A 26,313-nucleotide genomic window follows, 5' to 3' on the forward strand; every position below is an offset into this window, starting at 1 on the left:
GGGAGGATTGTTCCGTGCTGGATGCGCTGGGCGCGCGCATGCCTGCGCGCCAGACAATGGCGCGCAGGCACGACTCCAGACCACGACTCCATACAGGGTCTTCCGGAGCAGTAGCGGGGCACATCTCCTTTACGAGACGTTGCTCCAGTCGAGGACCACTTTGCCGGAGTTTCCGGACTTCATCACGTTGAAGCCCTCTTCAAACTCGTTCCAAGGAAGGTGGTGCGTGATGACTTTGCTGATATCCAGCCCGGATTGCAGCATGGCCGTCATCATGTACCACGTCTCGTACATCTCCCGTCCATAGATGCCGCGAATTGTGAACTGATTGAAGATCACATTGCTCCAATCAATCGACATTTCGGAGGGAGAGGGTATGCCGAGCATGGCGATCTTTGCGCCGTGGCTAAGATTCGCCAGCATGCCTTGAAACGCCTGGACATTGCCGGACATCTCCAGTCCAATATCGAATCCCTCCTGCATCCCCAGCTCTCTCTGCACCTCTTCGAGAGTGGTCTTGCGGGGATCGATGGCGCGCGTAACCTTCCCGGCAGATCTCGCGAGCTCGAGCCGATATGGGTTCAGATCCGTAATCACCACGTTTCGTGCACCGGCGTGTCGCGCAATCGCGGCAGCCATAATTCCGATGGGACCGGCGCCTGTGATCAGAACGTCTTCGCCAAGGACAGAAAACGCCAGAGCCGTATGCACTGCATTCCCGAACGGATCGAAGATCGCAGCCACATCCATGGGAACATCCGGAGCATGACGCCAGATATTGCTCATCGGCAGAACGATGTACTCGGCAAATGCGCCTGCACGATTTACGCCGACGCCTTTTGTATGCGCACATAAGTGGCGTCTGCCGGCGAGGCAATTGCGGCAGCGTCCACAAACCACGTGCCCTTCCCCGCTCACGCGATCCCCGATCTGGAAGTCGGCGACATTGGAGCCAACCTCGACAATCTCTCCGACGAACTCGTGCCCGATCACCAGCGGAGGCGTGATGGTCTTTTGCGCCCAGGAATCCCACTCATAGATATGCAAGTCTGTCCCGCAAATGCCGGTGGCAAGCACACGGATCTTGACGTCGTTGATGCCAACCTTTGGCTCTGGCACATCTTCAATCCAGAGCCCTCGATCGGAACGCGCCTTTACAAGTGCTTTCATATTTCTCCAGTCTTTGTTAGCAAATCTAACGGCAAAGGCATACAGGCGATCTCTTCCTCGCCTCGCAGCTCGCGGTCAAACGAGTCGCAGGTGCTGATAAAAACGATACACACTTGTAGCCTCAATGAGAAAGAACGGCGCCTCTGACGGCGCATTCAGCCCATACAGGAGCTTGCAACGCATAAGCTGGAAACACCTCTCCGCCCCGAATCCGGTGAAAGAAGAAGATTACGACGCGAAAAGAAATTATCCAAGAACATTATGAATTCCGTTATGTTACGTTTATTGACTATATTCCTTTTTTTTAAGATTGTTCGCCTGACGCTTCAGCTAAGGCGTGGAGAAAACGTATGCTACCCGAGGTATGCCGTCTTCCACTCAAGTCTTTCCAGCAAATGCAGAGTCCTAGCAGTCTCCGGCGCGCGGCCCTGTCCGTGACCGCGGTGTTGATGGCCGGCATCAGCGCTGGCAGCCTCTTCGCGCAGCCAGCTCCGCAGCGGGGCGCGGATGATCCGGCCGTCGCGCTTACGGCCACAGGCGGAACACTCGCGAATCGCGAGATTTCGGGAGAGTGGCAGATTCACGATGGACGCCTGACGGGCGTGGTCCTACACGAGAGAAGCACGGCACGTGCAGCAGGCCGCGAGCTTCAACTTGCCGGGCCCTTCTCACTGGAGATGAAAGACGGCAGTGTCCTGCGGGCGGCAGACCTGTCCCTGAAGGGAACTGCACGGATCGAGCATCTTACGCCACACCCTGAGGCGGCACGCTACGCGGAAAGGCTGCCTGGTATCGCCGTTCATTATCGGCTGGACGATCCGGCAGGACGCTTCCAGGCGGACTGGGCGTTGATCCTGCTACAGGGATCGAGCTACATTCGGCAATCGCTCACAATTAGCGCAGGCGCCAAGCCGGTCGACATCGCCGATATTGTCATGATCGATGTGCGCTCTCCGAAAGTCACGCTGGCTGGTATCGTGAAGGGCTCTCCCCTCGTGGATGGCAATTTCTTTCTGGGCTTCGAGCATCCCCTCTCGCAAAGCAGCGTCGTTGGCGACCATGGCGTCAGCGAACTGCAGAGCAGCGTTCCGTTGGGAAGCGGCTTGTCGGCTGAGTACTCGGCGGTAGCAGGCATCGCACCCGCGGGGCAAATGCGTCGCAGCTTCCAGACCTATCTGGAGCGCGAACGCGCCCATCCCTATCGGACTTTCCTGCACTACAACAGTTGGTTCGATATTGGCTTCTTTACGCCTTACTCTCAGCAGGACGCGTTGAACCGTATCCAGGAGATTGGCACGGAACTGAACAAGAAGCGCTCCGTGACCCTGGACTCCTATCTCTTCGACGATGGCTGGGACGACCACAACGACCTCTGGAAGATACGCAGCGACTTCAAGGATGGCTTTGCCCCCCTGCAGAAAGCCGCAGCAGAATATGGAACGGCGCCTGGGGTATGGCTATCCCCCTGGGGTGGCTATGGGCCGCCAAAGCAGGAGCGCCTGAATGCGGCAAAAAAAGACGGCTACGAGATCGAGAATGGCGGCCTCGCGCTGTCAGGCCCCAAGTACTACGAGCGCTTCCACCAGGCGGTGACGGAGATGGTCACCCGGTATGGCGTGAATCAGTTCAAGTTCGACGGTACAGGAAATGCGGATCAGGTAGTGAAGGGCAGCGCATTCAGCAGTGACTTTGATGCGGCGATTCATCTGATTCGCGATCTGCGCCAGCTAAAGCCTGACCTGTACATCAATCTCACGACGGGAACCTACCCATCGCCCTTCTGGCTCTTCTATGCCGACTCCATCTGGCGTGGCGGGTATGACACGGAGTTTGCCGGTGTAGGGTCCAGCCGCGAGCGCTGGATTACCTATCGGGACGCCGATACCTACGACGAGATTGTGAAGGGTGGCCGGCTCTTTCCGCTGAACTCGCTGATGCTGCATGGGATCGTCTATGCGCAACGGGCGCCGCATCTGGCCTCCGATCCCGGAGGGGACTTCCGCAACGAAGTCCGGTCCTACTTCGGATCCGGCACGCAGTTGCAGGAGCTCTACATCACCCCCTCGCTGCTGACTCCTGCTGACTGGGACGCTCTGGCCGAGGCGGCCAAGTGGTCTCGCAAAAATGCGTCGGTGCTGGTGGATACCCATTGGATCGGCGGCGATCCACGCTGGCTGGCGGTCTATGGATGGGCCTCGTGGTCTCCCCAAAAAGCGATCCTGACCCTGCGCAACCCGGACTCCAAGGCGCAGGATTTCCCGCTGGATATCGGCTCCGCATTCGAGCTTCCCGCCGGAGCGCCACGCGTCTACAGCGCACGAAGCCCATGGGCCGAGGATGCCTCCCAGCCCTCAGTGGAGCTGAAGGCGGGAGTGCCCCACACATTTCACCTGCAACCTTTCCAGGTCCTGACGCTGGAAGCGCTGCCGCGATAAAGCATTGCGCTGTTTCGGGACGAGAGTCCCTGCAAAAATGTATGGAAAGTGAGATTGCAGCTATGCAGATACGAACTCTTATCACCACCTTGTCACTGGCATGCAGCACGTTTGCGGTCGCGCCGGCGTTATGGGGACAAGCGCCTGCAGTGCCCGCGGCGCATGTCCTGCATGCCAACGGAGATCATTTCGAGCTGGATGGGAAACCCCTCCAGATTATCTCCGGGGCTATCCACTACGCGCGCGTCCCGCGTGCCTATTGGCGCGATCGCCTGCAGAAGGCACGAGCCATGGGCCTGAACACCGTAGAGACGTACGTCTTCTGGAACGAGCATGAGACCTCTCCGGGGCAGTTCGACTTCTCCGGGCAGAACGATATCGCCGAATTTATTCGGGAAGCACAGCAGGAGGGCCTGTACGTGATCCTGCGGCCAGGACCGTACGTCTGCGCGGAGTGGGAGTTTGGCGGGTATCCGTCGTGGCTGCTTCGCGAACCCGGAATGGTTGTCCGCAGCTCGAACCCAGCCTTTATCGCTGCAACCGACAGATGGCTGCATCGACTTGGCAAGGAACTGGCTCCGCTGCAGAGTGGCAACGGCGGACCGATCATCGCCGTGCAAGTTGAAAACGAGTACGGATCGTTCGGGTCAGACCATGCTTACATGGAGCAGATCCATCATTTGCTGCTAAGTTCCGGCTTCAATCGCGCCATGCTCTATACCGCGGATGGCGCTTCCCTGCTGGAAAAGGGATCTCTGCCCGAACTGCCGGCAGCCATCAACTTTGGCACCGGCGAGGCGAAAGCGGACTTCGCCACCCTGGACAAGGCTCGCCCGTCAAGCCCGAAGATGTGCGGGGAGTACTGGGATGGCTGGTTTGATCACTGGGGCGAAAAACATCACGTCACCGGCTCGAAAGAGGAGGCCGATGAGCTGTCGTGGATGCTGAAGCAGGGATACTCGGTGAATCTCTACATGTTTCACGGAGGCACCAGCTTTGGCTGGATGAATGGCGCCAACAGCAACGGCAAGACCTATGAACCAGATGTCACCAGTTACGACTACGACTCACCGGTAAGCGAGAGCGGCGAGCTGAAGCCAAAGTTCTTCCTCTTCCGCGACGTCATCAGCCAGGCTACGGGCAAGACACCGCCAGCGCCGCCAGCCGCAATTCCAGCACGCGAGTTTACGCCGGTCAAGCTGAGCCTCGGCACCGCATTGTGGAACAACCTTCCCAAGCCAACAGCTTCCGAAAAGATCTTATCGATGGAAGACGTAGGACAGAGCTACGGCTACATTCTCTATCGAACTTCCATTGAGGGCGTACAGAGCGGCGATCTGCACCTGGAAGATCTGCACAGCTACGCGCAGGTCTATCTGGACGGAGTTCTGGCTGGAACAATCGACCGCCGCCTGAACCAGTCGTCGCTGCCCATTCACACCACGCATAGCAAGACGCGCCTCGACATTCTGGTAGAGAATACGGGCCGCGTAAACTTTGGCCACCAACTGGTGAACGAGCGCGCAGGCATCACCCGCCAGGTGACGCTGGCAGGCAAGACGCTAACAGGCTGGTCGATCTACACGCTACCCATGCAGAACGTTGCCTCGCTGAAGTACAAGACAGAAGCATGCACCGGTGCGTGCTTCTACCAGGCAAGCTTCCAGGTGGATGAGCCAGCGGATACTTTTCTTGACACCACTTCGTTTGGCAAGGGAGAAGTTTGGATCAACGGCCAGCCTCTCGGACGCATCTGGAACGTCGGGCCTCAGGCAACGCTCTATCTGCCTGCTCCATGGCTGAAGAAGGGCAGGAACGAGATCGTCGTTTTTGACCTGATGGGAGAGAGCGGCCGTACCGTATCCTTCCTCCCGCACTCGATCCTGGATGGTCCAACCCGCAAGTAGAATCGCAATCGCGGTGCCAACCTTGACGCAATCCCACGCCGCCGCTCTTATCCAGGAACGGCGGCGTGCTCCCTCTTGTCATCCTGAGCGCAGCGAAGGACCTGCTTATCATCCTTCGACGGCAGCGACGAAGCCAATCATGCAGTGTCACAGGAGGAGTGTTGTTAGCGAAAGATACTATGAAGAACCGTAAAGAAAGAATGCGGCATCCCTCACGTCAAGGAACGGCAGCACCCCACCTTTTGTCATTCTGAGCGTGCTCCCTGCTTATCATCCTTCGACGGCAGCGGCGAAAGCATCGTGCAGCAGCCCTCTTATTGAGCCGTGCCTGCGAGAAAGTCCCGCATCAATTTCGCATCGCGAAAGGCTTCCGTCCCTCCGGCTCGCAGCGTGGAGAGGGCAGCCACGCGATTGCCTTCCAACGCACATTCCGCCGGCGCTTTTCCACGCAGAAAGGCGCTGAGGAAGCCGGCATTGAAGCTGTCTCCGGCACCGATGGTATCGACCGGCGTCACCTCGAAGGAAGGCACAAGCGAACGCGTGCCCTTCGACTGCACTAGCGCTCCCTTGCTGCCGCACTTGATGACGACCAGCGGCACACGGCGGCCCAGGATATCGGCAGCGGCCTCCGCACTGGTTGCGCCCGTCATGCGGCAGGCCTCGCTGTCGTTAGGCAGCACAATATCCACCAGATCCAGAAGCTCATCCAGACCCGACTGCCAAAGGTCGTCGGGATCGTCATTCGTATCGAGAGAGATCGTCAGGCCAGCCTGCTTGAGGTCGCGGAAGAGAGCGGGAAGACCCGGCTGGAGCCCCTTCTGGAGAAAGAGCGAAGAGAGATGGAAATGCCGTCCCGCTTTCAGGTATTCGACGTCGAGATCGCCTACCTGCATCTCGCTCATCGTCCCTGGATAGGTGAGAATATGTCTCTCCTTCTGCCCGGGGTGCGTGAGCAGGACCGTTACACCCGTGGTCGTACCGCTGGAGGAGCGCCTGATCTTCGAGAGATCGACTCCCTTCTCCTGGAGCCGGTCGAGAGCATTCTTCCCCAACGGATCAGGACCAACCAGTGTGACAAATCCCACTGCCATACCTAGCGCAGCAAGATTGTGCGCCGTGATAGCGGAAGAACTGCCCAGGGTCATATCGAATCCGCTGGCCAGTAGCTCCCGTTCCAGTGGCATCGCGGATGGAAGCCCGCTCAAAATCAGGTCGAGGTTGATCTCGCCCGCAATCGTGACATCAAATTTTTGCATGGGACCTAAAGTGTAACAACCCGGCTGAGATTGCGAGGTGCGTCGGGATTCATTCCCTTCGCAAGGCTTACATAGCTGCCAAACAACTGCCCCCAGACGATGTAGGCGCAGAGTCTGCTCAACGCAGGACCGGGAAGCGAGAGTTCAATCAGCAAGTCGGACACGGCGCGCAACGCTGGCGTCGCTGTATTGGTGACCACAAATGTGGAGGCACCCAGATCCTTCATCTCCCCGATGACCTTACATTCCTGGCCATAACCCTCCTCCGAGATCAGGCCAGCCACAAGGACCTCATCCGAAACGATGGATTTTGGCCCATGACGAAATTCAAGCGTATGGAAGAACTGCGCGTAGCTGGAGGAGGACTCCATGACCTTCAAGGCAAACTCAGAGGCGACAGGATACAGCGCTCCCTGCCCAAGAACAGCCAGGTCCGCAAAGCGCCTCGAGGCAAACGCTTCTACTTGCGGCTCATATTTTTCGATCAGTCTCTGGACGGCAAAGGGGAGCTGGCGGAGTCCCTCGAGCAACTCTGCATTCCCAGCCAGACTCGCCGCTAGAAACTGCATCGCGAGCAACATCGAAGTGAAGGAGGACGTCATCACGGTGCTCTCTTCCTTTACAGGAAGCTGCAGCACGCGATCACTGGCGAGAGCGACTTCGTTTCCATCGCAGGTCAGCGCGAGAAACTCAACCCCCCTCTCCTTGAGAGAAGCGGCAACGGCCAGCACCTCTGAGGTATGGCCGGAGCGAGAGATCAGCACGGGGAATACATGCGCAACGTTTGGCAGGGCAAGGTCGGCATGGAGGAGTATCTCGGACGCGGGCACGGCACGAGCAACGCGCCCGGTAAGCAAGACAAAGCTTGCTGCCGCAGCCTGCGCGAGGTAGTAGCTGGTTCCGCACCCAACAAATACCCATTCTGCCTGCTCAGGATGCCTGCCCCTCACAAGGCGCTTCAGATCAGAGGATTGCAGCAGCTGGATGCACTCATGCCATGCAGATGGCTGATTGTGAATTTCCTTCAATGTTTGAATCGTGTATTTCAAATCAGCCCCCTGCAGCCCAAACCATAGAGATCAGGAACTCAAGTAATCGTTTGTCAAAAAAAGGAATAATAGCATGGATAGAATAATAAAAAGAAATTCCCTCCAATGGCCGCAGAAAAAGAGTGCTCTCTTCGCCTGCGGCGGGCCCGAAGGGGGCAGATCACCCGGATTGCCCCCTCTGGCATTCACCACAACGATTGAAACGACTCAGAGCAGCTTGAGAGCGTTCTCCCGGTAAACCTTCCGCAGGACTTCGTCAGGCAGGAAGATCCCATATATATTCCATCGCCCCTGGCGGGAAGCATGGGATGGATATTCAAAGTACTCGTCTGCTGTTTCAAAGAAGCGGTAGTGGAGACGATACATCGCGACGTCCGGCAGCAGGTCCGTTCCGAAGAGGATGCGGTCTGCGAAGCGCAGGAAGAACTTGCGCGCGCTGTAAGGCTGGCGGCCCAGCTCGGGAGTGCGCGCACTCATATCGATCTGCACATTGGGGTAGCGGTCCAGCATGTCTGCCACAAAAGCCAGATCCTCTCCGCTCTCGGCCACGTGCGCCCCGATGAATGTGGTGGCCGGGTGCCTGCCAAAGACGGTATTTCGCTGCTCCAGCAGCTCCCGCTTGGAGACGGGGCTGTCATGGAATCCCCAATCCGGGTGCGCGGCCAGCTCTTCATATCTCTCGTTGCGCGCATCGATAGGGCGAAAGAAGGCGGCAGGATCCGCGGTGTGAAACATGACCGGCAACTTCCACTCCGCCGCTTTCTCAAAGATAGGCGCAAATCGCTCATCGTCAATCCGTAGCAGCTTGCCCTGCGCGTCCCGGATGCTCAGCCCAAAATCCTTCCAGAACTTGATGCCACATGCGCCGTGCTCGACAAGGCGCGCCAGGCGATCGATGGTGAGCTGCACAAAATCGCCGCGCTCCACCCCTGACCAGTCCATCCAGCCCATGGTGGCAAAGCGATCCTTATCGGCTGCGCGGAATTTCTTGAGCGTCTCGAGCGCCGCATCGCCGGTGCGCATGGTGATGTTCACAATCTTTTCGATCCCGCATCGGTCCATAATGTCGAGCACCGCAGCGGGTTCCTGGGAATCGAGATGGTTGTGATAGTCGATGACCGGGAACCGGGGCGCATCAAGGGTGTGCGTCTTCGTCACAAGCTCTGAGACCGGATGATAGTCGCTCAAGCGCAGGTCAACCTCAGCCTGCGCATTCACCATGGCCACGAATTTGTCGTCTGTTTGCGATGTGCTCATCTGTCGATCTCCAGCAAATTGATAGTTGCCGATACGTGCTTCACATAGTTATGTTTTGTTTCGCTTTAGTGTACACTCTCTTTTTGTCGAGTCTATTCAGCAGAAGGTCAAATATGCAAAATCTTCTTCGCGAGCTTGCGCCCTCGCTTCGTTCCGGATCCCCTATCGGTATCTATTCGGTCTGCTCCGCACATCCACTGGTAATCGAAGCAGCGGTGCGTCAAGCGGTGGAAGACCATTCCCCGCTGCTGATTGAGGCTACATCGAACCAGGTGAACCAGTTCGGCGGCTATACCGGAATGACGCCAGATTCTTTCCGCGATTTTGTCCTAGCTATCGCGGCGAAACATGGGCTGGAACCGCAAAAGCTGATTCTGGGCGGCGATCACTTGGGTCCGAATCCATGGCAGAATCTTCCCGCAGAAGAGGCAATGCGAAAGGCCGAGGAGATGGTAGCCGCCTATTCGCGTGCCGGCTTTACCAAGATCCATCTGGACGCGAGCATGTCGTGTTCCGATGACCCCGAGCGGCTGGAAGACGCCATCGTGGCGGAACGGGCGGCCAGGCTTTGCGCCGTGGCCGAGGCCAACAGCAGCGGGCAGGAACGCTTCTACGTAATCGGGACGGAAGTGCCCGTGCCCGGAGGCGCCACCGAATCTTTACAGGAACTGGCTGTCACCAGCCTTGCGCATGCGAGTCACACCCTGCAGGTGCACAAGGAGATCTTCGCTCAAAAAGGATTGGCAGCGATATGGCCGAGGATCATTGCGCTGGTGGTACAGCCCGGCGTGGAATTCAACCATGACAGCGTCGTGGATTACGTCTCCGAAAAGACCACGGAGCTGAGGAAACTTCTCAACACCGAGCCTGGACTCGTCTTCGAAGCGCACTCCACCGATTACCAGACTCCCGGAGCCTACAAGCAGCTTGTGAAGGACGGCTTTGCCATCCTGAAAGTAGGACCGGCATTGACGTTTGCGATGCGGGAGGCGCTCTTCGCGCTCTCTTATATGGAAGAAGCGTTGCTGCCGAGCGGGGAGCGCTCCAACCTGCTGCAGGTGCTGGAAACGGTCATGCTGCAGCATCCTCAGAACTGGATCAAGCACTACCATGGCGACAGCGCCACGCAGCATCTGCTCCGCCTGTACAGCTATAGCGACCGCATTCGCTATTACTGGACGGACCCTGCAATTCAAGCGGCGGTCTCTACTCTTCTGCATAACCTGGAGACGAAGCGTATCCCTGAAACGCTGGTCAGCAACTTTCTGCCCGACCAATACGTCGCAATCCGTGCAGGGCATATTCCATCAACCCCACACGAGATGGTAATCGACAAGATACGTCAGGTTCTAAGAACCTACGCAGCAGCTTGCGTCCCCGGCTCAGCAGCATAATGTTATCTTCGCGGTAGCGGTTGATAGATTAAGAATGATGTCTGTGACGAAATTTTAGTTTCTAGGTGAATCGCATCACTGGAGGCAAAGTGCTGAGATCTAGAAGAGGCCGCTCGAACGAGAAAAAGGCCATCGAAGGCAAGTCCCTGGAAGCTGCAGCGCAAGCTGGCAGTAACATGCTGATCGGGGAACGAAGGCAACATGTGCTCTCTCTTCTGCAACGGGATGGACGGGTTTTAGTCTCCGAACTCTCCGAGTCTCTCGGCATCTCCTCGATTACGATTCGCAAGGATCTGGACTACCTCGCCTCCAAGGGCCTGGTGCAGAGAACCCACGGTGGCGCACTTGCTCCGCAGAGCACCACCATGCTCGATCCTTCTTTAAAGGAAAAAGAGCAGCATCAGTTCAAGGAGAAGCAGCTCATTGCCGCAGCGGCGGCCAAGCTCGTCAAAGACGGCCAATGCATCCTGCTGGATTCCGGCACCACAACAACCGCTATCGCCCGCGCCCTGCGAAGGTTTTCGCACCTCACCGTCGTTACAAATGCGGTCAACATCGCCGCCGAACTGAGCGATACAGATTTCGACATCATCCTTATCGGGGGAACTCTGCGGAAGAACTCCTTCTCTCTGGTAGGGCCGCTGGCCGAGGATGTTCTGCGCGAGATCCACGCGGATATTCTCTTTCTGGGTGTCGACGGGTTTGATACTCAAATTGGAGTGACGACCCCCAACGTGCTGGAAGCGCGCGTGAACCGGGCGATGGTCAAGGCATCCAAGAGAGTGATCGCCGCTTGCGACTCCACCAAGTTCAGCCGATGCAGTCTCGCGCTGATTGTGCCTCCAACAGCCATCCACACGGTGATTACCGATGCGCACATCTCCGAGAGCGATACCGAAGCACTTCGCAATGTCGGAATTGAAGTCGTGATTGTGTAGTTGCGAACGCGAGGGCAGCTCGGCAAAAGCAAGCGACGGGGCAACTGCATCCGGCGCTCTGCGGATGCAGTTGCCTTAGCTCCGGCACCCATAAACGACTAGAGAGCGCAACTCCACGCGGGAGCAGAAAGAGAATCTCTGCATGACGACAGGCCATGAATCCCACCCCACCAGCCGGCGTAACTTTGTAAAAGGAATGGGAGCGGCCGCAATGCTGGCCGGAGCCGCGGGGGGAGCTACGAGAAACCAGCAGGCATCCGGCAACGTCTCGCGCACAAAGAAGCCCAATGTCATCCTCTACGTCGCCGACCAGATGCGCTGGGATTTCGTGGGGGCCTACGGACTGAATCCGTCGGTGAAGACGCCCAACCTCGACAAAATCGCGAGGCGAGGAGTAGCTTTTACCGGCGCAGTAACAAACCAGCCGCTCTGTTCTCCTTCGCGCGCCTGCATGCTGACCGGACGCTACGCGACAGAGACGGGCATGTGGAAGCTGCCTCCGCCGAATACGATGAATCCCAATCTGCCGACGCTGGCATCGATCCTGAGAAAGAATGGATACAGCGCAAACTTCATCGGCAAGTGGCACCTCGCGCCTATTGATGCTCACGATCCGAAGACGAGCGGCGCTGTGCGGACCGAGGACCGCGGAGGATTTCTCGACGTGTGGGAAGGCGCGAATGAGTTAGAGATCGTATCGCATCCTTATGAAGGCGCAATCTGGGATGCGGCCGGGAATCCGATCCCATACAAGGATCAGTATCGCGTCGACTTCATTACCGATCGGGCGGTGCGATTTCTAAAGCAGCCGCAGGAAAAGCCGTTTCTACTGTTTGTTTCGCAGTTGGAGCCGCATTACCAGAACGATGAGCTTCGATTTGTCGCTCCGAAAGGGTATGCAGATCGCTATCGCAATGCATTTGTGCCGCCGGATTTATCGCCCTTTCCAGGAGACTGGCCGACACAATTAGCCGACTACTATGGCTGCATCGAGAAGATTGATGAATCCGTAGGAACGATCCTGCGAACGCTGGAAGAACAAGGCCAGTTGGACAACACCATCTTTCTCTTCACCAGCGATCACGGATGCCACTTCAGAACGCGAAACACCGAGTACAAGCGCAGTCCGCATGACAGCTCGATCCGTGTGCCATTCCTCGCCCAGGGCCCTGGCTTGAACGCTTCGCTTTCTCTGCCGGAGATTGTGAGCATGGTGGACCTGATGCCGACGCTGCTCGATAGCGCGGGCGTGGAGATCCCCGGATCGATGCAGGGAAAGAGCCTTCTGCCCTTAATCCATGACCCGCTGGCCCGGCAGTCCTGGAAGAATGAGGCTCTGATCCAGATCAGCGAATCGATGGTCGCGCGAGCGATACGAACCAGGGAGTGGACCTATTGCGTCGTTGACCGAAGCCTGAGCGGATACGACGTTCCTTCGAGCGAGCACTACGAGGAATACCAGATGTACAACAACAGCAGCGATCCGGCTCAGCTTGTGAATCTGGCTGCCCGAAAGCCATTGCAGGAGGAAGCTGCACGGCTGCGCCAGCAACTCCTGGATCTGATTGTTGCATCCGGCGAGACGAGACCGACGATCAAACCGGGAAGGCTCTATCCATAAGGCGTCCAGCTCAACTCCATAGTGCAACCCGTAGCTGGAGACATGGCGGCCCCCATATCATCCTATGGATCACGCCGGCACCGGACTACCCTGATCTGCTCAGCGGCGGGCAAGCTACGCACCCTACAAAACAAATTGTGTCTTCCAAATCTTAAAAATCAGCATCCTATGGTCTGGAAACGTGTCGGTCATGGAAGGCGTGACGACGTCCGCTGACCCTGGGAGCCTCCCGTGGCACAAGCTTCCCAAATATTTGTGCAAGGGTGAGTCTATGTCCGACCCATAGCGCACACTCCCGTATTTCATTGATTTATTAAGACTTATGTTTGACGAGCTCTTTCGGTGAGTGGAGATATTTCAGCCTCTCCCAATTGCGTTCCTATTGGTCTTCTTGCGTGTTCCCTGTGACGCTGGCACGCAGGATGTGACCGAGTTGTAGGAGGCAGGCACATGAACGGCTTTGATCGTCTTTTGCTGCGACGAAAAGTATCGGCCGGGGTGGGCGTCTACCAGCCTTCCCGGATTGGCTCCATCCTTCCTTCTGCTGCCGCATGCTGCGTCCTGGCATCTGCGATTGGTTGCGGCTTCCAGCTGAATCATGCGCTCCCGTCGATCACGTTGAATCCAGCCAGTATCGACTTCGGCAGCGTACAGGTGGGCATGTCGAGCACTCCGCAGAAATTGACCGTGACCAACACTTCCACTCACTCGGTCGGCGTCGCATCCATTACGACGAACATGCCGGAATTCGCGGCTCAGTCGGATTGCCCGAAGCTCCCCGCGACGCTCGGGCCAAATGCGACCTGCACTGTGACAATTACATTTATCCCTAAAGCCGCAGGGTCGGTATCTGCCACAGCTACTGTGTCCTATACGGCCTCCGGCTCACCAGCGTCTGCCGCCCTCAAAGGATCCGGAACAGCGGCGAAGACCGGGGTTTCGCTCTCGCCAGCATCTTTGTCGTGGACCAATGTTCCAGTAGGCCAGGCGTCGAATGCTCAAGTTGTGACGCTGACCAACATCGGCTCTGCGCCTCTTACTATCTCGTCCATCAAAGCTGGATCCGCGTTTACCGTTCCCTCCACCACTTGCCCATTGGCTCCGTCCACGGTCGCGGCCGGAGACTCCTGCACGATCACGGTAGCCTTCCTCCCCAGCGTGGCCGGATCCAGCAACGACAAGATTACGATCGTCGACAGCGACCCGGGCAGTCCGCAGCAAGTTGTTTTAAGCGGTATGGCTGTACAGGGAATGGCTCCTCTTTTCTCTTCTACCTCTCTCCTTTTCCCCGACACGGCGGTAGGCAGCAAGAGCAAGGTAGAGGCCGTAACCCTCACCAATCCGCAAACAACCCCATTGACGATCGACGGCATTGCCGCTTCGCCCGAATTTGATCAGACGAACGACTGCCCGGCGACGCTCGCAGCAAACGCGAAGTGCACGATATCGATTGCGTTTGCGCCAACCTCATCCGGCGCGAAGACCGGCTCGCTTACCCTGACCTATCCTTCCGCAAGCCAGTCAGTCTCCTTATCTGGCACGGGGATAACAGCCACCACCGCCGCTCTCTCCGGCACGGTAAGCGTTTCGCCCAAGAGCTACGCCTTCCCGAACCAGGCAATCGGAACCAAGAGTGCGCCGGCGACAATAACGCTCAGCAACGGCCTGACGACGACACTCACCATCTCCAGCATCCAGATCGGTGCGCCCTTCAGCCAGACAAATACCTGCGGCGGCTCGCTCGCGTCCGGCAATAGCTGCACAATCTCCGTCACCTATGCGCCTACGGCCATCGGGTACAACACTACAAACCTGGTGATCACCGATAACGCCACAAACTCTCCTCAGACGGTCCCCATCTCCGGCAATGCTGTGACGGCTGTATCCACCGTGCCTGTTACTGGCGGCTGGTATTTCTATAACCAGATCGTACTCACCCGCAGCACGCCCTTGCCCGTCTCCATCACAAACAATCAATCGACCGCGCTGACGATTAGCTCCATGACCACCAGCGCCGATTATCCATTCACGACTAATTGTGTTGGCAGCAATGGCAGTGGTTCGCTCGCGGCTCATGCTACGTGCACGGTGGAGATCGTCTTCTATCCGCAAGCCATCGGCAAACGCACCTCCGCACTGACCATCAACGAGAGCGCCTACGGAAGCCCGCTGGTTATTCCACTCACCGGCACAGGTATCGCAGGGGATCCCGGTCTCACCGTTACCGTGGGCCCGCATTCTCCCTGCGCTTTGCCGTCCCAGCGACTGCAATTCAGCGCCTATGTCACCGGCACCACCAACACAGCGGTGAACTGGTATGTCAACAATGTGCTCCATGGAAACAGCACTGTCGGAACGATTGACTCCACGGGTTTGTACACTGCGCCGGCCACCGTCGGAACCTATGGCATCAAGGCTGTCAGCCAGGCATCCACCAGCGTTTCGGGATATAGCAAGATGACGGTGACAAACAGCCCCGTCTTCACCATTTATCCATTCACATCATCCATCCCCGTGTCGGCGCAGCAGACCTTCCAGCCACAGGTCTGCACCGCACCCGATCCCAATCCCGTTTCCTGGACAGTGGACGGTATTCCGGGTGGCAATTCCACCGTCGGAACCATAACCAATGCCGGCGTCTATACAGCTCCCGCGGTGCCCGGCAAGCATACCGTCCGCGTCACAGATGCCGCGGCGAATAAGACCAGCGGTGCGGTGGTTACGGTCTTCTCGCAGATTGCGGTAGACTTCGGCTCGCGTACCTCGACCACCTATCCCGTTTCAGCAGACCTCTTCGGCTATGGCCGTGGCGAGTCGATCCATTCTGCTTCCGACAGGACGCTGATCACCCAGGCAGGAGTGACCGTCGCCCGCCTCTATGCTCAGATTCCGCAGGTCTATGCCACACAGATACCGAATTGGACGAAGATCGATCCCATGATCGCAGCGATCCAATCGGCAGGCCAGAAGGCTATGCTCCAGATGAGCGGGACACCGCCCTGGCTGCAGCCGAGTCCTAATCCCTGCGGCGCAGGAAACAGCAATGTTCCTCCCACGAACCTCAGTCAGTGGGCCCAGATCGCAGCTTCGTTTGTGGCGCACATGGACGCCAAGTTCCCCGGCATCGTTCAGGATTACGAAATCTGGAATGAACCGAATGCCGTAGGGCTATGCAGCAGCAGCCGCCTTACGACCTACATGTCCATCTACGCTGCGGCTGCTCCCTTGATGAAGCAACAGGCCGCCACGGATGGACAGCCCATACGCATCGGCGGTCCTGCCATTTCCGGCTTCTCCCCCATCTGGATCAGCACCCTGGTCAACACTTCCACGACCGCACCGTATGTCGATTTCGTCAGCTACCATCAGTACATTTTTGGAAGCACTAATCTTGAGGTTCAATGGGACACATACACCCAGGACAATTCTCTGTATCAGCAGACACAGGATCCGGGGAATGGCGCGCTGGCCAACTACAACAAGGCGTATGCGCTCGTGAAGGCAGGAAAGCAGCCTCTTGGCGCAAATACGCCTCTCTATCTCACGGAGTACAACACCAACTGGGCGTTCTACAAAGATTGCTGCCGCAACGATCCTACCTACGGACCGCTTTGGAATGCGCTCTACATCACCGACCTTCTCAATAGCGCTTCTGCCGGATTGCCTGTGCCGGGCAAGCTGGTCTACTTTGCGGGTTCAGGCTATCCCTATATATGCCTGATCGGTGTTCCCGACCAAAACTCGGATTGCCTCTACTCCGCCCTGGCCGTACCCCAGCCGTATCCGCAGTACTATGCCTACCAGTTGATCTCTTCGCGCAATTACCTCGGATTGGTTGACGGTGGTCACATGGCTAAGTCGATTGCTCCGCCGACCGGTGGTGGTGGATTGGCTATCACCGCCTTCTATAACGCCAGCCAGGATGCGGTTGTCATTACCAATCCAACGCCGGCGGCCTATTCGCAGATCACCGTAAGCCTGCAGAACCTGGGCTTCAGCTCGCCGCACGCCACGCTCTACCAGATCGTCAATGGCGCGCTCATCAACTCCTCGTCCCTGGCGTTGAGCCCGCAAGGGACAGGCTATGCAGTCACCATCAGCGTTCCGGCTTACTCGGTGCAGGGTATCTCGGTGAAAGGACCATAACGGAGGCAAATAGATCAGGGATTGATACAATCCGGCATCTATCCGGGCAACGCAGCAAAAACGCGGCGCTGGATCCTTTCATTAGATCCCCGCTAGATCCCTTCGCCCATGCTGACATAGTCGGACAGCGCCGACTGCTCCGTGCGATACTCCTCGCGCTCGCGATCTTCGGTAGAGAGAGCCCTCGCAGCGTCCAGGTCGGGGGATCGCTGCATCAGGATGCCGTCGACGCACTCCACGCGCGCCTCCAATTGCTGCACCCTGTCGGACAATGCGATCAGCGCATCCGACAAAGGATCCTTCACGTCGTGAGGGTCGGTAATCAACACCCGCTTTCCCTCGCGGTAGATGATGTGTGCGGGGACTCCAACCACGGTTGAGTTCGGCGGCACATCGCGCAGCACCACGGATCCGGCTCCTACACGAGAGTTCTCGCCGATGGTGATGTTCCCCAGGATATTGGCGTTGTTGCCGATAAAGACGCCGTCACGCAGCGTAGGATGGCGCTTCCCCTTCTCCTTGCCGGTGCCACCCAGCGTCACTCCCTGGTACAGCGTAACGTCATCGCCCACAATCGTCGTCTCCCCAATGACCACACCGATTCCATGGTCTATGAAGAGACGCCTGCCGATGCGAGCGCCGGGGTGGATCTCAATGCCAGTAAGAAGGCGCGCCAGCTGGCTGAGACATCTAGCCAGCAGGCGCAGCTTATGGGACCACAGCCAGTGGTTCGCGCGATAGATCCACAAGGCATGAAGTCCCGGATAACACAGCAACACCATCGCCAGCGACGAAGCCGCCGGATCGCGCTCGAAGACGGAGCGGATGTCTTCGCGGATGGATCGATAGAACCCCATGAGATTTTCGCTTTCTGCCTTTGGTTATGCGACCGGAGATGTCTTCAACTGCAGCACGTCCTGACGCAACTGGTCAAACATCACGGTCGACAGATAGCGCTCGCCGAAGCTGGGGATAATAACGACGATCAGCTTCCCTGCATTCTCCGGCCGCTCCGCCACCTTTAACGCAGCATGCACTGCCGCGCCCGACGAGATACCGACAAAGAGCCCTTCTTCCTTGGGCAGACGAACAGCCATAGCCATCGCTTCGTCATTCGTCACCTGCACCACTTCATCAATCAGATCGGTGCGCAGAATGGAGGGCACAAATCCAGCGCCAAGCCCCTGAATCTTGTGTGCACCAGGCTTGCCGCCAGAGAGAACCGCGCTGTCGGACGGCTCTACCGCGATGGCCTTGAAGCCGGGCTTTTTAGGCTTGATGTACTCGGCGATGCCGGTGAGCGTGCCACCAGTACCAACGCCGGAGATCAGAATATCGACCTGCCCGTCGGTATCGTTCCAGATCTCCGGGCCAGTGGTCTCAGAGTGAATCTTCGGGTTCGCAGGGTTGTCGAACTGCTGCAGGATGTAGCTGTCCGGGGTGGCCGCGCGCAACTCTTCCGCCTTGGCGATCGCGCCCTTCATTCCATTCGGTCCGGGAGTTAGCACAATCTGCGCGCCCAGGGCCAGCAGCACCAGCTTCCGCTCCGTGCTCATCGTTTCCGGCATCGTCAGGATGATCTTGTAACCCTTCACCGCCGCGACGAATGCCAGAGCAATGCCCGTATTGCCGCTGGTCGCCTCAATCAGGGTCGTTTTGCCGGGCGTGATCTTGCCCTCCCGCTCCGCAGCCTCGATCATCGCCGCGCCAATGCGGTCTTTCACGCTGCTCATGGGATTCATGCTCTCAAGCTTCGCTACCACACGCGCGTTCGAGCCCTTGGTGACGCGGTTCAGTTGAACAAGCGGGGTACGGCCGATAATTTCGATGACGTTCGAAGCAATGTTCATTTCTTCTCCAGCACAAATGATTTGCCGTCCTTGAAAGAACGGATTCTGAAATGGAAACAGTTTGAGGGGAGCAGGGTTCCGGAGCCCCGGCACGCAGCACTGTGGCGTAGGGGGTGGGGACGTCGGATTCGAGGCGGATTTACCTACATCGACGCATATTGAATTCTTAGACTAAACGCCAACCCTTGACTTTTGCAACAAATTGCAACTTCAATGCCTTTTTTGATCCAGACGAATAGATTCTCGGCTCCTTACTCCCCCCGCCGCCCACGCCCCACCCAACGCGCCTGGAACGCGCCATGAAACTCAGCCTCAGCACGTACAATATCCTCGACAAGGAGCACCATGAACCCCGGCATCCGCATTCAACCCATGAGAAAGAGATCATGAGCCTCGCCTCATGGTCCCGCACGAGCGCACCTGCCGCCGTCGTCCTCATTCGCATTCTGGTGGCTACGGTCTTCTTTTCCGAGGGCGTTCAGAAGTTTCTCTTTCCGGCAGCGCTCGGCGCAGGACGCTTCGCCCGGATCGGTATTCCGCATGCGCACCAGTTCGCACCCCTTGTTGGTGCGGTTGAGGTGACTTGCAGTGTCCTCATCCTCCTCGGACTCTTCACCCGGCTTGCCGCCATACCGCTGCTTGCGGTCATCTCGGTCGCCATCTGGACGACCAAGATACCGCTGCTGCATCAAGGATTCTGGGCGGCCGCGCACGAGGCTCGCACAGACTGGTCCATGCTGCTATCGCTCCTCTTCCTGCTCATCGTCGGAGCGGGGTCTCTCTCCGTCGATGGAAATCTCCGCGGGTAAATGCCCGTGAGAAGCTGCCGCTGCCTCACGAGCCATCTGGCGGCCTGCGCCCTGCATCCTATGCAGCAAGTGGTCATACAGTTAGCGAGATCCATGACCTTGACGAAAATCTACCCTGGAATTCAGATACGCCAGCTTCTCTCGGGCCTCCTCACCCCTGTCCTCATCGTATTGCTCGCGATAGCGCCGCAGCGCATCCATGCTTACTCCGTACTCTCCCATGAGGAGGTCGTCGATCTCGCATGGAAGGACCAGATCGTCCCGCTGCTGCTTTCGCGCTTCCCGCAGGCCACGCCCGAGGAACTCGATAAGGCGCATGCCTATGCCTATGGCGGATGCATCATCCAGGACATTGGCTACTACCCGTTCGGGAGCCACTTCTTCTCCGATCTGTTGCACTACGTCCGCACCGGCGACTTCGTCCTCAGCCTGCTAAGCGAATCGTCGGACGTGAATGAGTATGCCTTTGCCCTGGGTGCGCTTGCCCACTACACCGCCGATACTTACGGCCATCCCACGGTCAACAAGGCAACGGCGGAGGAGTACCCCAATCTGAGCAAGAAATTCGGCCACATTGTCACCTACTTTGAGGCGCCCGCGGCTCACCTCCAGACGGAGTTTGGCTTTGACGTAGTCGCGGTCGTGCACAACCGTTATCCGCCGGATGCCTATCACAACTTCATTGGGTTTGAAGTAGCCAAACCTCTGCTGGAACGCGCCTTCCGCGACACCTACGGCTTTGAGGTCAACCAGATCCTCAACCATGAGGATCTGGCCATCGGAACCTATCGCAGAAGCGTCAGCAACCTCATCCCCAAGATGACGCGCGTCGCCGTCGTGCGATTCGGCAAGCAAATTGAGAAGGACAATCCCAACTACGACAGCCGCAAACTCCGCTACCGCATAAGCCGCGCCGCGTATGAGAAAGACTGGGGCAAGACCTACCGCAAGCCAGGCTGCGGATCTCGCGTCCTATCCTTCTTTCTCGGCTTAGTGCCCAAGGTCGGCCCGTTTAAGGGATTGGCGATGCACCTGCCCAACGCCGATACGCAGCAGCAGTTTCTTCATAGCCTGAACAACACGGTGGATCACTACGACGCATTTCTGACGCAGCTTCGACAAGAGCCTGCATACCAGACCAAGCTCGAATTGCCGGACCGTGACCTCGACACCGGAGCAGACACCACACCTGGGGAATACAAGCTCGCCGATTTTACCTACTCCCGGCTGCTCGCCACCATCGTCAAGAAGCCGGAGACGCCTATCCCCGGCGCACTCCGCGCCCGCCTGCTGGCTTTCTACGCGCCCGGCGCCCACAACCATGTTACGGAGAAGCCTAAGGAATGGCTCACCACGCAGCAGAACCTGGAGTTGCTCCGCAATGCCAAACTTGACGTCCTCAAGGTCTCCGATCAGCCCACGAGTACGCAGGAACCCGCCATCCCACTCGATTAGTTCCACTCGATACAATCCAGCGCAGATCGCGTCGCGGGCACCGCATATCTAGCCGTCCGCGATTCATCCACATTGCAGGCGCCTGCGACGACAAAAGCCGGCTCGCGATGCTCTCGCGGCCGGCCCTGTCCTACGCTCATTGTCCTGGTTCTGCCCGGTTCTATCCAGACCTGATCCTATCGCTCATCCTGCAAAGCGGCTTCAGGGCTTTTTCGCGGCGGGATGAGGCTGCTTCTTTGTCCAGCGGTACAGCACGCCCACAGAGAGGGCGAACTGCTCCTGATACTCGCTTCCATGATGGGTCAGCATCATGTCCGGAGAGATCCGCAGAGCCCAGCGCGGCGAGCGGTTCAGGTCCAGAGATCCGCCAAACGCGCCAGCAAAGCTGGTTCCGTTGTTATAGAAGCCGACAGCGCCCGGCGGCACTTTTCCCAGGTCCGAATCATAGGTGGCACGCGCTCCGCCCACCAGCGCATGAAAGTTCAGCGCGGCATGCTCGTTTCTCGGTCCGCGATATTCCGGGCCGCCAAGGAAGAGATACTCGCTCACCATTGGCCCTTCGATACCGTACTTGTTCGGCGCCGCGCCGCTGGTTCCCCAATATCCGCGCCCATTGCCCGTGACCGCCCAGCGATGCGACAACCGCCGGGTAATCTGCACGTCGGGTCCGCCCAGGCTTGCGCCGTGGAACAGGTTCGGCCCTGCATTGAAGTGCCGGAATCCCGCACCAAAGTACAGCTGCCAGTTATTGTCGTAGCGCACCCCGGCAAGCGTGTCGTTCTGCAGCGAATAGGTCGGTGGCGGCAGGTTCTCCGTTGGAGTCGGTTTCTGGGTCTGAGCCCGTAATCCTGATCCACACAGCATCGCTCCCGCACACAAAAGGGCGAGGGTCGTCCTGAAAACAAAAGTCAAATTGCGCATTCTTTCTCCCACAGGAGGTCCTGAACTTACGATACATGGGTCCGCCGTTCCTGTCAGACGCTCGGTGGCGCTTTCTGACGCTCGCGCGCTGGCAGCAAGAGCCACAGTCGGGTAGTCTCAATCCATGAGCGGGAAGAAAAACCTCTCCGAAGCAGTCTTCAATTCCCTCGACGCGATGATGCTGGCCTATGCGGACGAGGCGGTGCGCATGGCCGCCAAGCATGGGGAAAAGCTCGATTTCAGCAGCGAATCCATTGCATCCCTGGAGCGATGCCTGACCGCGGTAGCCGCACCCGCCGAGCCTTCCGCGGATCTCGAACACGAATCCCGCATCTGGGGCGCCTACCTGGGAGAAGTCGTGCGCCGGCGCTATGGTGGCGACTGGCAGATGAATCAGTATCCCGGCGGAGATTTGGCCGTGCCCTCGCTCGAAATCCGCGGCTCCCACCTCTATCCCGTAATGAAGGCCTATCGCCGCCTTACCCTCGGAACTGCGGAAAATGTCTCCGATTTCTACAATATGGTGGCGAAACGGCTCGGTCCTCCCGCGCCCATTCATTGATCGTCGAAGGATCGCCGGAGCCGGCTACGGCTGCCTGGATTTTGCAGGATAGGCACCCATTGCAGTGAGATACAGGTGGAAGCGCGCTCTGCCGCTGTGGAGAATACCCTCTCTGTGCGACAATATGGTGCGTCGGGAAAAGAATTTATTTTGTCGTCCCAGACGTCGTGCTGTAGAAGGAGTTTTTATGGGTGAGTTCCAACCGTGGCATCTGCTGGTAGTTCTTGTCGTTGCTCTGCTGCTCTTCGGCCCCCGCAAATTACCCGAGCTGGGCAAGGGTCTCGGCGAGGCAATGCGTGGCTTTAAGGACGGCATCAAGGGCACTCCCGATGCGCCTAAGGATACGACTACGACCGCAACCAACACGCATCCCATCGAACCCAAATAACCCTCCAAGGCCAGTTCCAAGCCGGCTTTACGGGTGATCTCGTTCGGATGAGCGCGAAAATCAAGGTCAAGTCCCCTTATCTCGTCAAACCTCACACCAGGGTCCGCCTGGCAAAAGTATCTGCTGCGGACTCCGGAGAATATAAGGCCGAGCCCGACGCAAACGCCGCGTTGCAGCGGCACGTGCAACGGCTGGAAACGCTGCAGGAACTGCTGACCGCAGAGAACAAGCACGCCGTTCTTGTCGTTCTTCAGGGTATGGATACATCCGGCAAGGATGGAACCATACGCCATATCTTTACCGGCGTGAATCCGCAGGCCTGCAATGTCACATCCTTCAAGCCACCCACACCGCTCGAAAAGCAGCACGACTACCTGTGGCGTGCGCACAACGCCATTCCTCGGGCTGGCACCATCGGCATCTTTAACCGCTCGCATTATGAAGATGTGCTGGTCCCGCGTGTCCACAAGGCCATCACCGGCAAGGTAGTCCGCCAACGCTTCCGGCAGATTGTGGATTTTGAGGAGACTCTGGCGGAAAACAACGTCACCATTCTCAAGTTTTTTCTCCACATCAGCAGAGACGAGCAGACTCGTCGGCTGGAGGCCCGCCTAGCCGATGTCGACAAGCGCTGGAAGGTCAGCGAAGCCGATTTCGTCGAACGCCACTTGTGGAGCGAATACGAAGCTGCCTACGAAGACGCGATCAGCAATACCAGCCGCAAATTTGCGCCATGGTTTCTCATTCCCAGCGACCATAAGTGGTATCGCAATGTGGCCATCTCGGAGATCCTGGTAAAGGCGATGAATAACCTGAAGATGAAATACCCTAAGCCCACCTTCGACCCAGCCAGTATTCGCCTCTGATCCGGCAGCTTCTTCCCGCCCTACAACGCGATCAGAATCACCGCTCCCAGCGCCAGCACCATGCCCAGCGTCTGCACCCGGGTCGTCCGCTCCTTTAAGAGCCAGGCCGCCAGCAGCATGGTTCCTGCCGGATAGAGCGAGGAGAGCACCGCGGCCACGTCGAGCCGCCCCGCGCGGGTGGCAAGCGTGTAGAACCAGTTGCCGCCGGTATCCAGCACACAGGTAGCAACCACCAGCCCAACAAATGCGGGAGCCAGCAGCGAGCCAGACTTCGAATTGGAGGGCTCAGGCGGACCTGAGAGCTGCGGCAAGGCAGGAGCGGCGACGCTGGCACGCTGGCGCATCGCCCACTGGAACGCTACTACGGTGGCAGCCAGCGCAAAACTGCCGATACGCGCAAAGGTCAACGCCCAAACGACCCCTTCGCGGCCCGCCAGCTTCAGCAGGATGAAGTACACGCCAAAGCCGATGCCGGCCAAAGTCGCAAGGCCCAGTCCCCGGGGATGGGTGCCACCACCCGGCGCCGAAGCGACCAGCCAGATCGCGACTCCCGCCAGCAGAAACCCCACGATTTGAATCGGGCGCGGAAGCCCCTCGGTGAAGAAAGAAAAGGCCACCGGAATAGCCGCCGAGAGCACCCCGGCGATAGCCGCTGACAGGCCCATCTTCCCCAGGGAAAGCGCCTCATAAAACAGCGCAACCGAGAGCCCGGCAACCAGACCACACAGAATGCCGAGCATCTTCCCTCGGGCGGAAGGCAGGGGTGTCCCAAGCCAATACAGGAGGGCAAGCAGCATCAGCAGGCTCAGGCCATGCACCAGCGCGACCGTCACAAACGGGGAGGCGCGGCGCACCGCCATCCCTCCGGCAAAGTCGCCGCCGCCCCACGCCGCTGCAGATAGAAGCCCGAGCGCAGTCGCGCCCAGGGTTGGCCCACCCGGCATCACCGGCTTCTAGCGTCGGATGCCGAGGGGTAGTAGCCGTCGCGTGCGATCACTTCCAGATTCGGGCGTGCTACATCGACGCGAATCTTGCGATACTTGCCGTCGATGACCGGCTGATGGCTGATGTAGCCCAGCGTGTATTGCGTGCGGATCGACTCCGTCAGATTCGCAATCGATTTCTCGATTCCACTCACCGAGTTTTCCGAGTCCAGCGTTCCGCCCGTCGTCAGCGCATACTTCGGAAGAATGTTGTTTGTCGGCAATCCCCAGATGTGGAACTTGTCCAGATAGCCGACGCCCCAGGTGGCCGAATCTCCCACCAGAGTGCCGTATACCGCGATCTTGTTGGTCAGCAGGTAGCGAACCACTTCCCGGTAGGAGGCCTTGCTCCCCGCCTCTTTCCCATCGCTGATCACGTAGATCACGCGGCGGCGTCCTTTTTCGCGCCCGGCCGTTTCCTGCGCTGCTCGCAGAATCGCATCGTTGAGCGTATGAACTTCCTTCGGAATCGTAAGCACCCCGGCGCTATTGCGCTGCGGCGTCAGGTTCGGATCGACCGAGTGTCCGTTAATCATCGGACCGCTGGCCAGGGGACCGGAATTCACCGGCACACCCATATCGCGACCCGGCTTTTTGGAGCGTTCAATCGCCATCGCCAGCCGCCCGCTCTGGGACGCGGTAAACTCCGTCGCCTGCTCCACCCCATTGCTATAGGTGAACAGAGAGACCTCATCCTGCGGAGTCAGCGCGCCGGTAATCTCCGCCAGCGCGTCGTTCACCTTGCGCATCGTTTCGGTCGAAACAGACTGGTCGATCACAAACGAAATCGAGAGCGGGAAAGGATCCACCGTGAAGAGTTGCAGCCGCTGGCGCTGGTCGTTCTCGTAGATCTTGAAATCCCGGTACGTGAGCCCTGCCACCAGGTGCCCCTTGGAGTCGCGAACCGTCACCGGCACTTCGACAAAGTTTACCGGTACGCGGATCACCGTCGCCGGGCCCTGACCCGGTTCAGGAAGCATCTCTGGCGGCGCTTCCTGCTGGGAATTTGAAGGCGCAATCTGTACGGATGGAGGTGCCGAGGGCGAAGCCACTCCTGTCGGCGAGTCCGGGGTCGCCGATTTGCCCGGTGCGATCTGATTCCGCAGATCCCCCAGTCCAGGAGCGCTCTGCGGCGCTGGCGTCTCCACCAGCCCACCCGTGCTGCTCTGGGGCGCAGGCGCGTCGGGAACATCCTGCTTTTGCTGTTGCGGCTGTCCTGATACAAGAAGGGCCAGCACTATGGACAAGAAACCTGCGGTCACCAGAGAACCCCCGAACCTGACAGAAATTAAGATGCGCCCGTGCC

Annotated in this window: 20 protein-coding genes; 11 read left to right on the plus strand and 9 right to left on the minus strand. The window is 58.3% G+C overall.

From position 1 onward, the window contains the following. Positions 1-129: 129 nt before the first annotated feature. Complete coding sequence (tdh, locus tag VM554_08575; protein ID HVJ08428.1) at positions 130-1,170, minus strand: L-threonine 3-dehydrogenase; 1,041 nt, start codon at positions 1,168-1,170, stop codon at positions 130-132. A gap of 350 nt (positions 1,171-1,520) precedes the next feature. Here tdh and VM554_08580 point away from each other — a divergent pair, with 350 nt between their 5' ends. Together VM554_08580 and VM554_08585 are read left to right on the plus strand one after the other, a co-directional pair. Then, positions 1,521-3,605, plus strand: a complete 2,085-nt coding sequence (locus tag VM554_08580; GenBank protein ID HVJ08429.1) for an enterotoxin — start codon at positions 1,521-1,523, stop codon at positions 3,603-3,605. Between the two features lie 41 nt (positions 3,606-3,646). After that, positions 3,647-5,512, plus strand: a complete 1,866-nt coding sequence (locus tag VM554_08585; protein HVJ08430.1) for a beta-galactosidase family protein — start codon at positions 3,647-3,649, stop codon at positions 5,510-5,512. Between the two features lie 314 nt (positions 5,513-5,826). Here the strand turns inward: VM554_08585 and VM554_08590 are convergent, their stop codons facing one another. The 3 genes from VM554_08590 to VM554_08600 all read right to left on the minus strand — a co-directional run bounded on the left by VM554_08590 (position 5,827) and on the right by VM554_08600 (position 9,074). Beyond that, on the minus strand, positions 5,827-6,768 hold the full coding sequence (locus VM554_08590; GenBank protein ID HVJ08431.1) for a sugar kinase: 942 nt from the start codon (positions 6,766-6,768) through the stop codon (positions 5,827-5,829). 5 nt (positions 6,769-6,773) lie between these two features. Next, on the minus strand, positions 6,774-7,817 hold the full coding sequence (locus tag VM554_08595; GenBank protein HVJ08432.1) for an SIS domain-containing protein: 1,044 nt from the start codon (positions 7,815-7,817) through the stop codon (positions 6,774-6,776). A 207-nt stretch (positions 7,818-8,024) separates the two neighbouring features. Further along, a complete protein-coding gene (locus VM554_08600; GenBank protein HVJ08433.1) occupies positions 8,025-9,074 on the minus strand; it encodes an amidohydrolase family protein in 1,050 nt (349 codons plus the stop codon). 113 nt (positions 9,075-9,187) lie between these two features. Between VM554_08600 and VM554_08605 the strand changes: the two genes are divergently transcribed. The 4 genes from VM554_08605 to VM554_08620 all read left to right on the plus strand — a co-directional run bounded on the left by VM554_08605 (position 9,188) and on the right by VM554_08620 (position 17,173). Continuing rightward, the gene (locus VM554_08605; GenBank protein ID HVJ08434.1) at positions 9,188-10,468 is read left to right on the plus strand and encodes a D-tagatose-bisphosphate aldolase, class II, non-catalytic subunit; all 1,281 of its coding nucleotides are present in this window, start codon (positions 9,188-9,190) and stop codon (positions 10,466-10,468) included. Between the two features lie 89 nt (positions 10,469-10,557). Further along, positions 10,558-11,406: a transcriptional repressor AgaR gene (gene agaR, locus VM554_08610; protein ID HVJ08435.1), complete on the plus strand. Its 849-nt coding sequence runs from the start codon at positions 10,558-10,560 to the stop codon at positions 11,404-11,406. Positions 11,407-11,548: 142 nt separating this feature from the next. Next, entirely contained in the window at positions 11,549-13,027 is a 1,479-nt protein-coding gene (locus tag VM554_08615; protein ID HVJ08436.1) for a sulfatase-like hydrolase/transferase, read from the plus strand. Positions 13,028-13,477: 450 nt separating this feature from the next. Beyond that, a complete protein-coding gene (locus VM554_08620) occupies positions 13,478-17,173 on the plus strand; it encodes a choice-of-anchor D domain-containing protein (GenBank protein HVJ08437.1) in 3,696 nt (1,231 codons plus the stop codon). 92 nt (positions 17,174-17,265) lie between these two features. Here the strand turns inward: VM554_08620 and cysE are convergent, their stop codons facing one another. Together cysE and cysK are read right to left on the minus strand one after the other, a co-directional pair. Continuing rightward, positions 17,266-18,030, minus strand: coding sequence for a serine O-acetyltransferase (gene cysE / locus VM554_08625; protein HVJ08438.1), 765 nt, complete (start codon positions 18,028-18,030; stop codon positions 17,266-17,268). Positions 18,031-18,054: 24 nt separating this feature from the next. Further along, on the minus strand, positions 18,055-19,023 hold the full coding sequence (gene cysK, locus VM554_08630; GenBank protein HVJ08439.1) for a cysteine synthase A: 969 nt from the start codon (positions 19,021-19,023) through the stop codon (positions 18,055-18,057). Positions 19,024-19,322: 299 nt separating this feature from the next. On the opposite strand from cysK, the gene VM554_08635 reads away from it, so the two are divergent. Both VM554_08635 and VM554_08640 read left to right on the plus strand, forming a co-directional pair. Further along, a complete protein-coding gene (locus VM554_08635; GenBank protein ID HVJ08440.1) occupies positions 19,323-19,832 on the plus strand; it encodes a DoxX family protein in 510 nt (169 codons plus the stop codon). Positions 19,833-19,925: 93 nt separating this feature from the next. After that, positions 19,926-21,287, plus strand: a complete 1,362-nt coding sequence (locus tag VM554_08640) for a zinc dependent phospholipase C family protein (GenBank protein HVJ08441.1) — start codon at positions 19,926-19,928, stop codon at positions 21,285-21,287. 201 nt (positions 21,288-21,488) lie between these two features. On the opposite strand, the gene VM554_08645 is transcribed toward VM554_08640, so the two are convergent. Then, positions 21,489-22,208 carry a hypothetical protein gene (locus VM554_08645; protein ID HVJ08442.1) on the minus strand — a complete coding sequence of 240 codons (720 nt, stop codon included), beginning with the start codon at positions 22,206-22,208 and terminating at the stop codon, positions 21,489-21,491. 124 nt (positions 22,209-22,332) lie between these two features. Between VM554_08645 and VM554_08650 the strand changes: the two genes are divergently transcribed. From VM554_08650 to VM554_08660, 3 genes are all read left to right on the plus strand, one after another. After that, the gene (locus VM554_08650) at positions 22,333-22,770 is read left to right on the plus strand and encodes a hypothetical protein (GenBank protein ID HVJ08443.1); all 438 of its coding nucleotides are present in this window, start codon (positions 22,333-22,335) and stop codon (positions 22,768-22,770) included. Positions 22,771-22,957: 187 nt separating this feature from the next. Beyond that, a complete protein-coding gene (gene tatA / locus VM554_08655; GenBank protein ID HVJ08444.1) occupies positions 22,958-23,158 on the plus strand; it encodes a twin-arginine translocase TatA/TatE family subunit in 201 nt (66 codons plus the stop codon). A gap of 47 nt (positions 23,159-23,205) precedes the next feature. After that, the gene (locus tag VM554_08660; GenBank protein ID HVJ08445.1) at positions 23,206-24,024 is read left to right on the plus strand and encodes a PPK2 family polyphosphate kinase; all 819 of its coding nucleotides are present in this window, start codon (positions 23,206-23,208) and stop codon (positions 24,022-24,024) included. A gap of 20 nt (positions 24,025-24,044) precedes the next feature. On the opposite strand, the gene VM554_08665 is transcribed toward VM554_08660, so the two are convergent. Beyond that, positions 24,045-24,968: a DMT family transporter gene (locus VM554_08665; protein ID HVJ08446.1), complete on the minus strand. Its 924-nt coding sequence runs from the start codon at positions 24,966-24,968 to the stop codon at positions 24,045-24,047. Further along, the gene (locus tag VM554_08670; protein ID HVJ08447.1) at positions 24,968-26,245 is read right to left on the minus strand and encodes a VWA domain-containing protein; all 1,278 of its coding nucleotides are present in this window, start codon (positions 26,243-26,245) and stop codon (positions 24,968-24,970) included. Before VM554_08670 ends, VM554_08665 begins: the two co-directional genes overlap by 1 nt. Between the last annotated feature and the right edge of the window lie 68 nt (positions 26,246-26,313).

It is taken from the genome of Acidisarcina sp. (genome assembly GCA_035539175.1).
In the GTDB taxonomy this organism is placed as follows: domain Bacteria; phylum Acidobacteriota; class Terriglobia; order Terriglobales; family Acidobacteriaceae; genus JANXZS01.

Coding starts and splice junctions, on each gene's coding strand:
- VM554_08640 (HVJ08441.1), top strand. CDS start 19,926: ATGACCTTGACGAAAATCTACCCTGGAATTCAGATACGCCAGCTTCTC.
- VM554_08615 (HVJ08436.1), top strand. CDS start 11,549: ATGACGACAGGCCATGAATCCCACCCCACCAGCCGGCGTAACTTTGTA.
- VM554_08620 (HVJ08437.1), top strand. CDS start 13,478: ATGAACGGCTTTGATCGTCTTTTGCTGCGACGAAAAGTATCGGCCGGG.
- VM554_08585 (HVJ08430.1), top strand. CDS start 3,647: ATGGAAAGTGAGATTGCAGCTATGCAGATACGAACTCTTATCACCACC.
- cysE (HVJ08438.1), bottom strand. CDS start 18,030: ATGGGGTTCTATCGATCCATCCGCGAAGACATCCGCTCCGTCTTCGAG.
- VM554_08645 (HVJ08442.1), bottom strand. CDS start 22,208: ATGCGCAATTTGACTTTTGTTTTCAGGACGACCCTCGCCCTTTTGTGT.
- VM554_08635 (HVJ08440.1), top strand. CDS start 19,323: ATGAAACTCAGCCTCAGCACGTACAATATCCTCGACAAGGAGCACCAT.
- VM554_08600 (HVJ08433.1), bottom strand. CDS start 9,074: ATGAGCACATCGCAAACAGACGACAAATTCGTGGCCATGGTGAATGCG.
- VM554_08605 (HVJ08434.1), top strand. CDS start 9,188: ATGCAAAATCTTCTTCGCGAGCTTGCGCCCTCGCTTCGTTCCGGATCC.
- cysK (HVJ08439.1), bottom strand. CDS start 19,023: ATGAACATTGCTTCGAACGTCATCGAAATTATCGGCCGTACCCCGCTT.
- VM554_08650 (HVJ08443.1), top strand. CDS start 22,333: ATGAGCGGGAAGAAAAACCTCTCCGAAGCAGTCTTCAATTCCCTCGAC.
- VM554_08660 (HVJ08445.1), top strand. CDS start 23,206: ATGAGCGCGAAAATCAAGGTCAAGTCCCCTTATCTCGTCAAACCTCAC.
- tatA (HVJ08444.1), top strand. CDS start 22,958: ATGGGTGAGTTCCAACCGTGGCATCTGCTGGTAGTTCTTGTCGTTGCT.
- tdh (HVJ08428.1), bottom strand. CDS start 1,170: ATGAAAGCACTTGTAAAGGCGCGTTCCGATCGAGGGCTCTGGATTGAA.
- VM554_08590 (HVJ08431.1), bottom strand. CDS start 6,768: ATGCAAAAATTTGATGTCACGATTGCGGGCGAGATCAACCTCGACCTG.
- VM554_08665 (HVJ08446.1), bottom strand. CDS start 24,968: ATGCCGGGTGGGCCAACCCTGGGCGCGACTGCGCTCGGGCTTCTATCT.
- VM554_08580 (HVJ08429.1), top strand. CDS start 1,521: ATGCTACCCGAGGTATGCCGTCTTCCACTCAAGTCTTTCCAGCAAATG.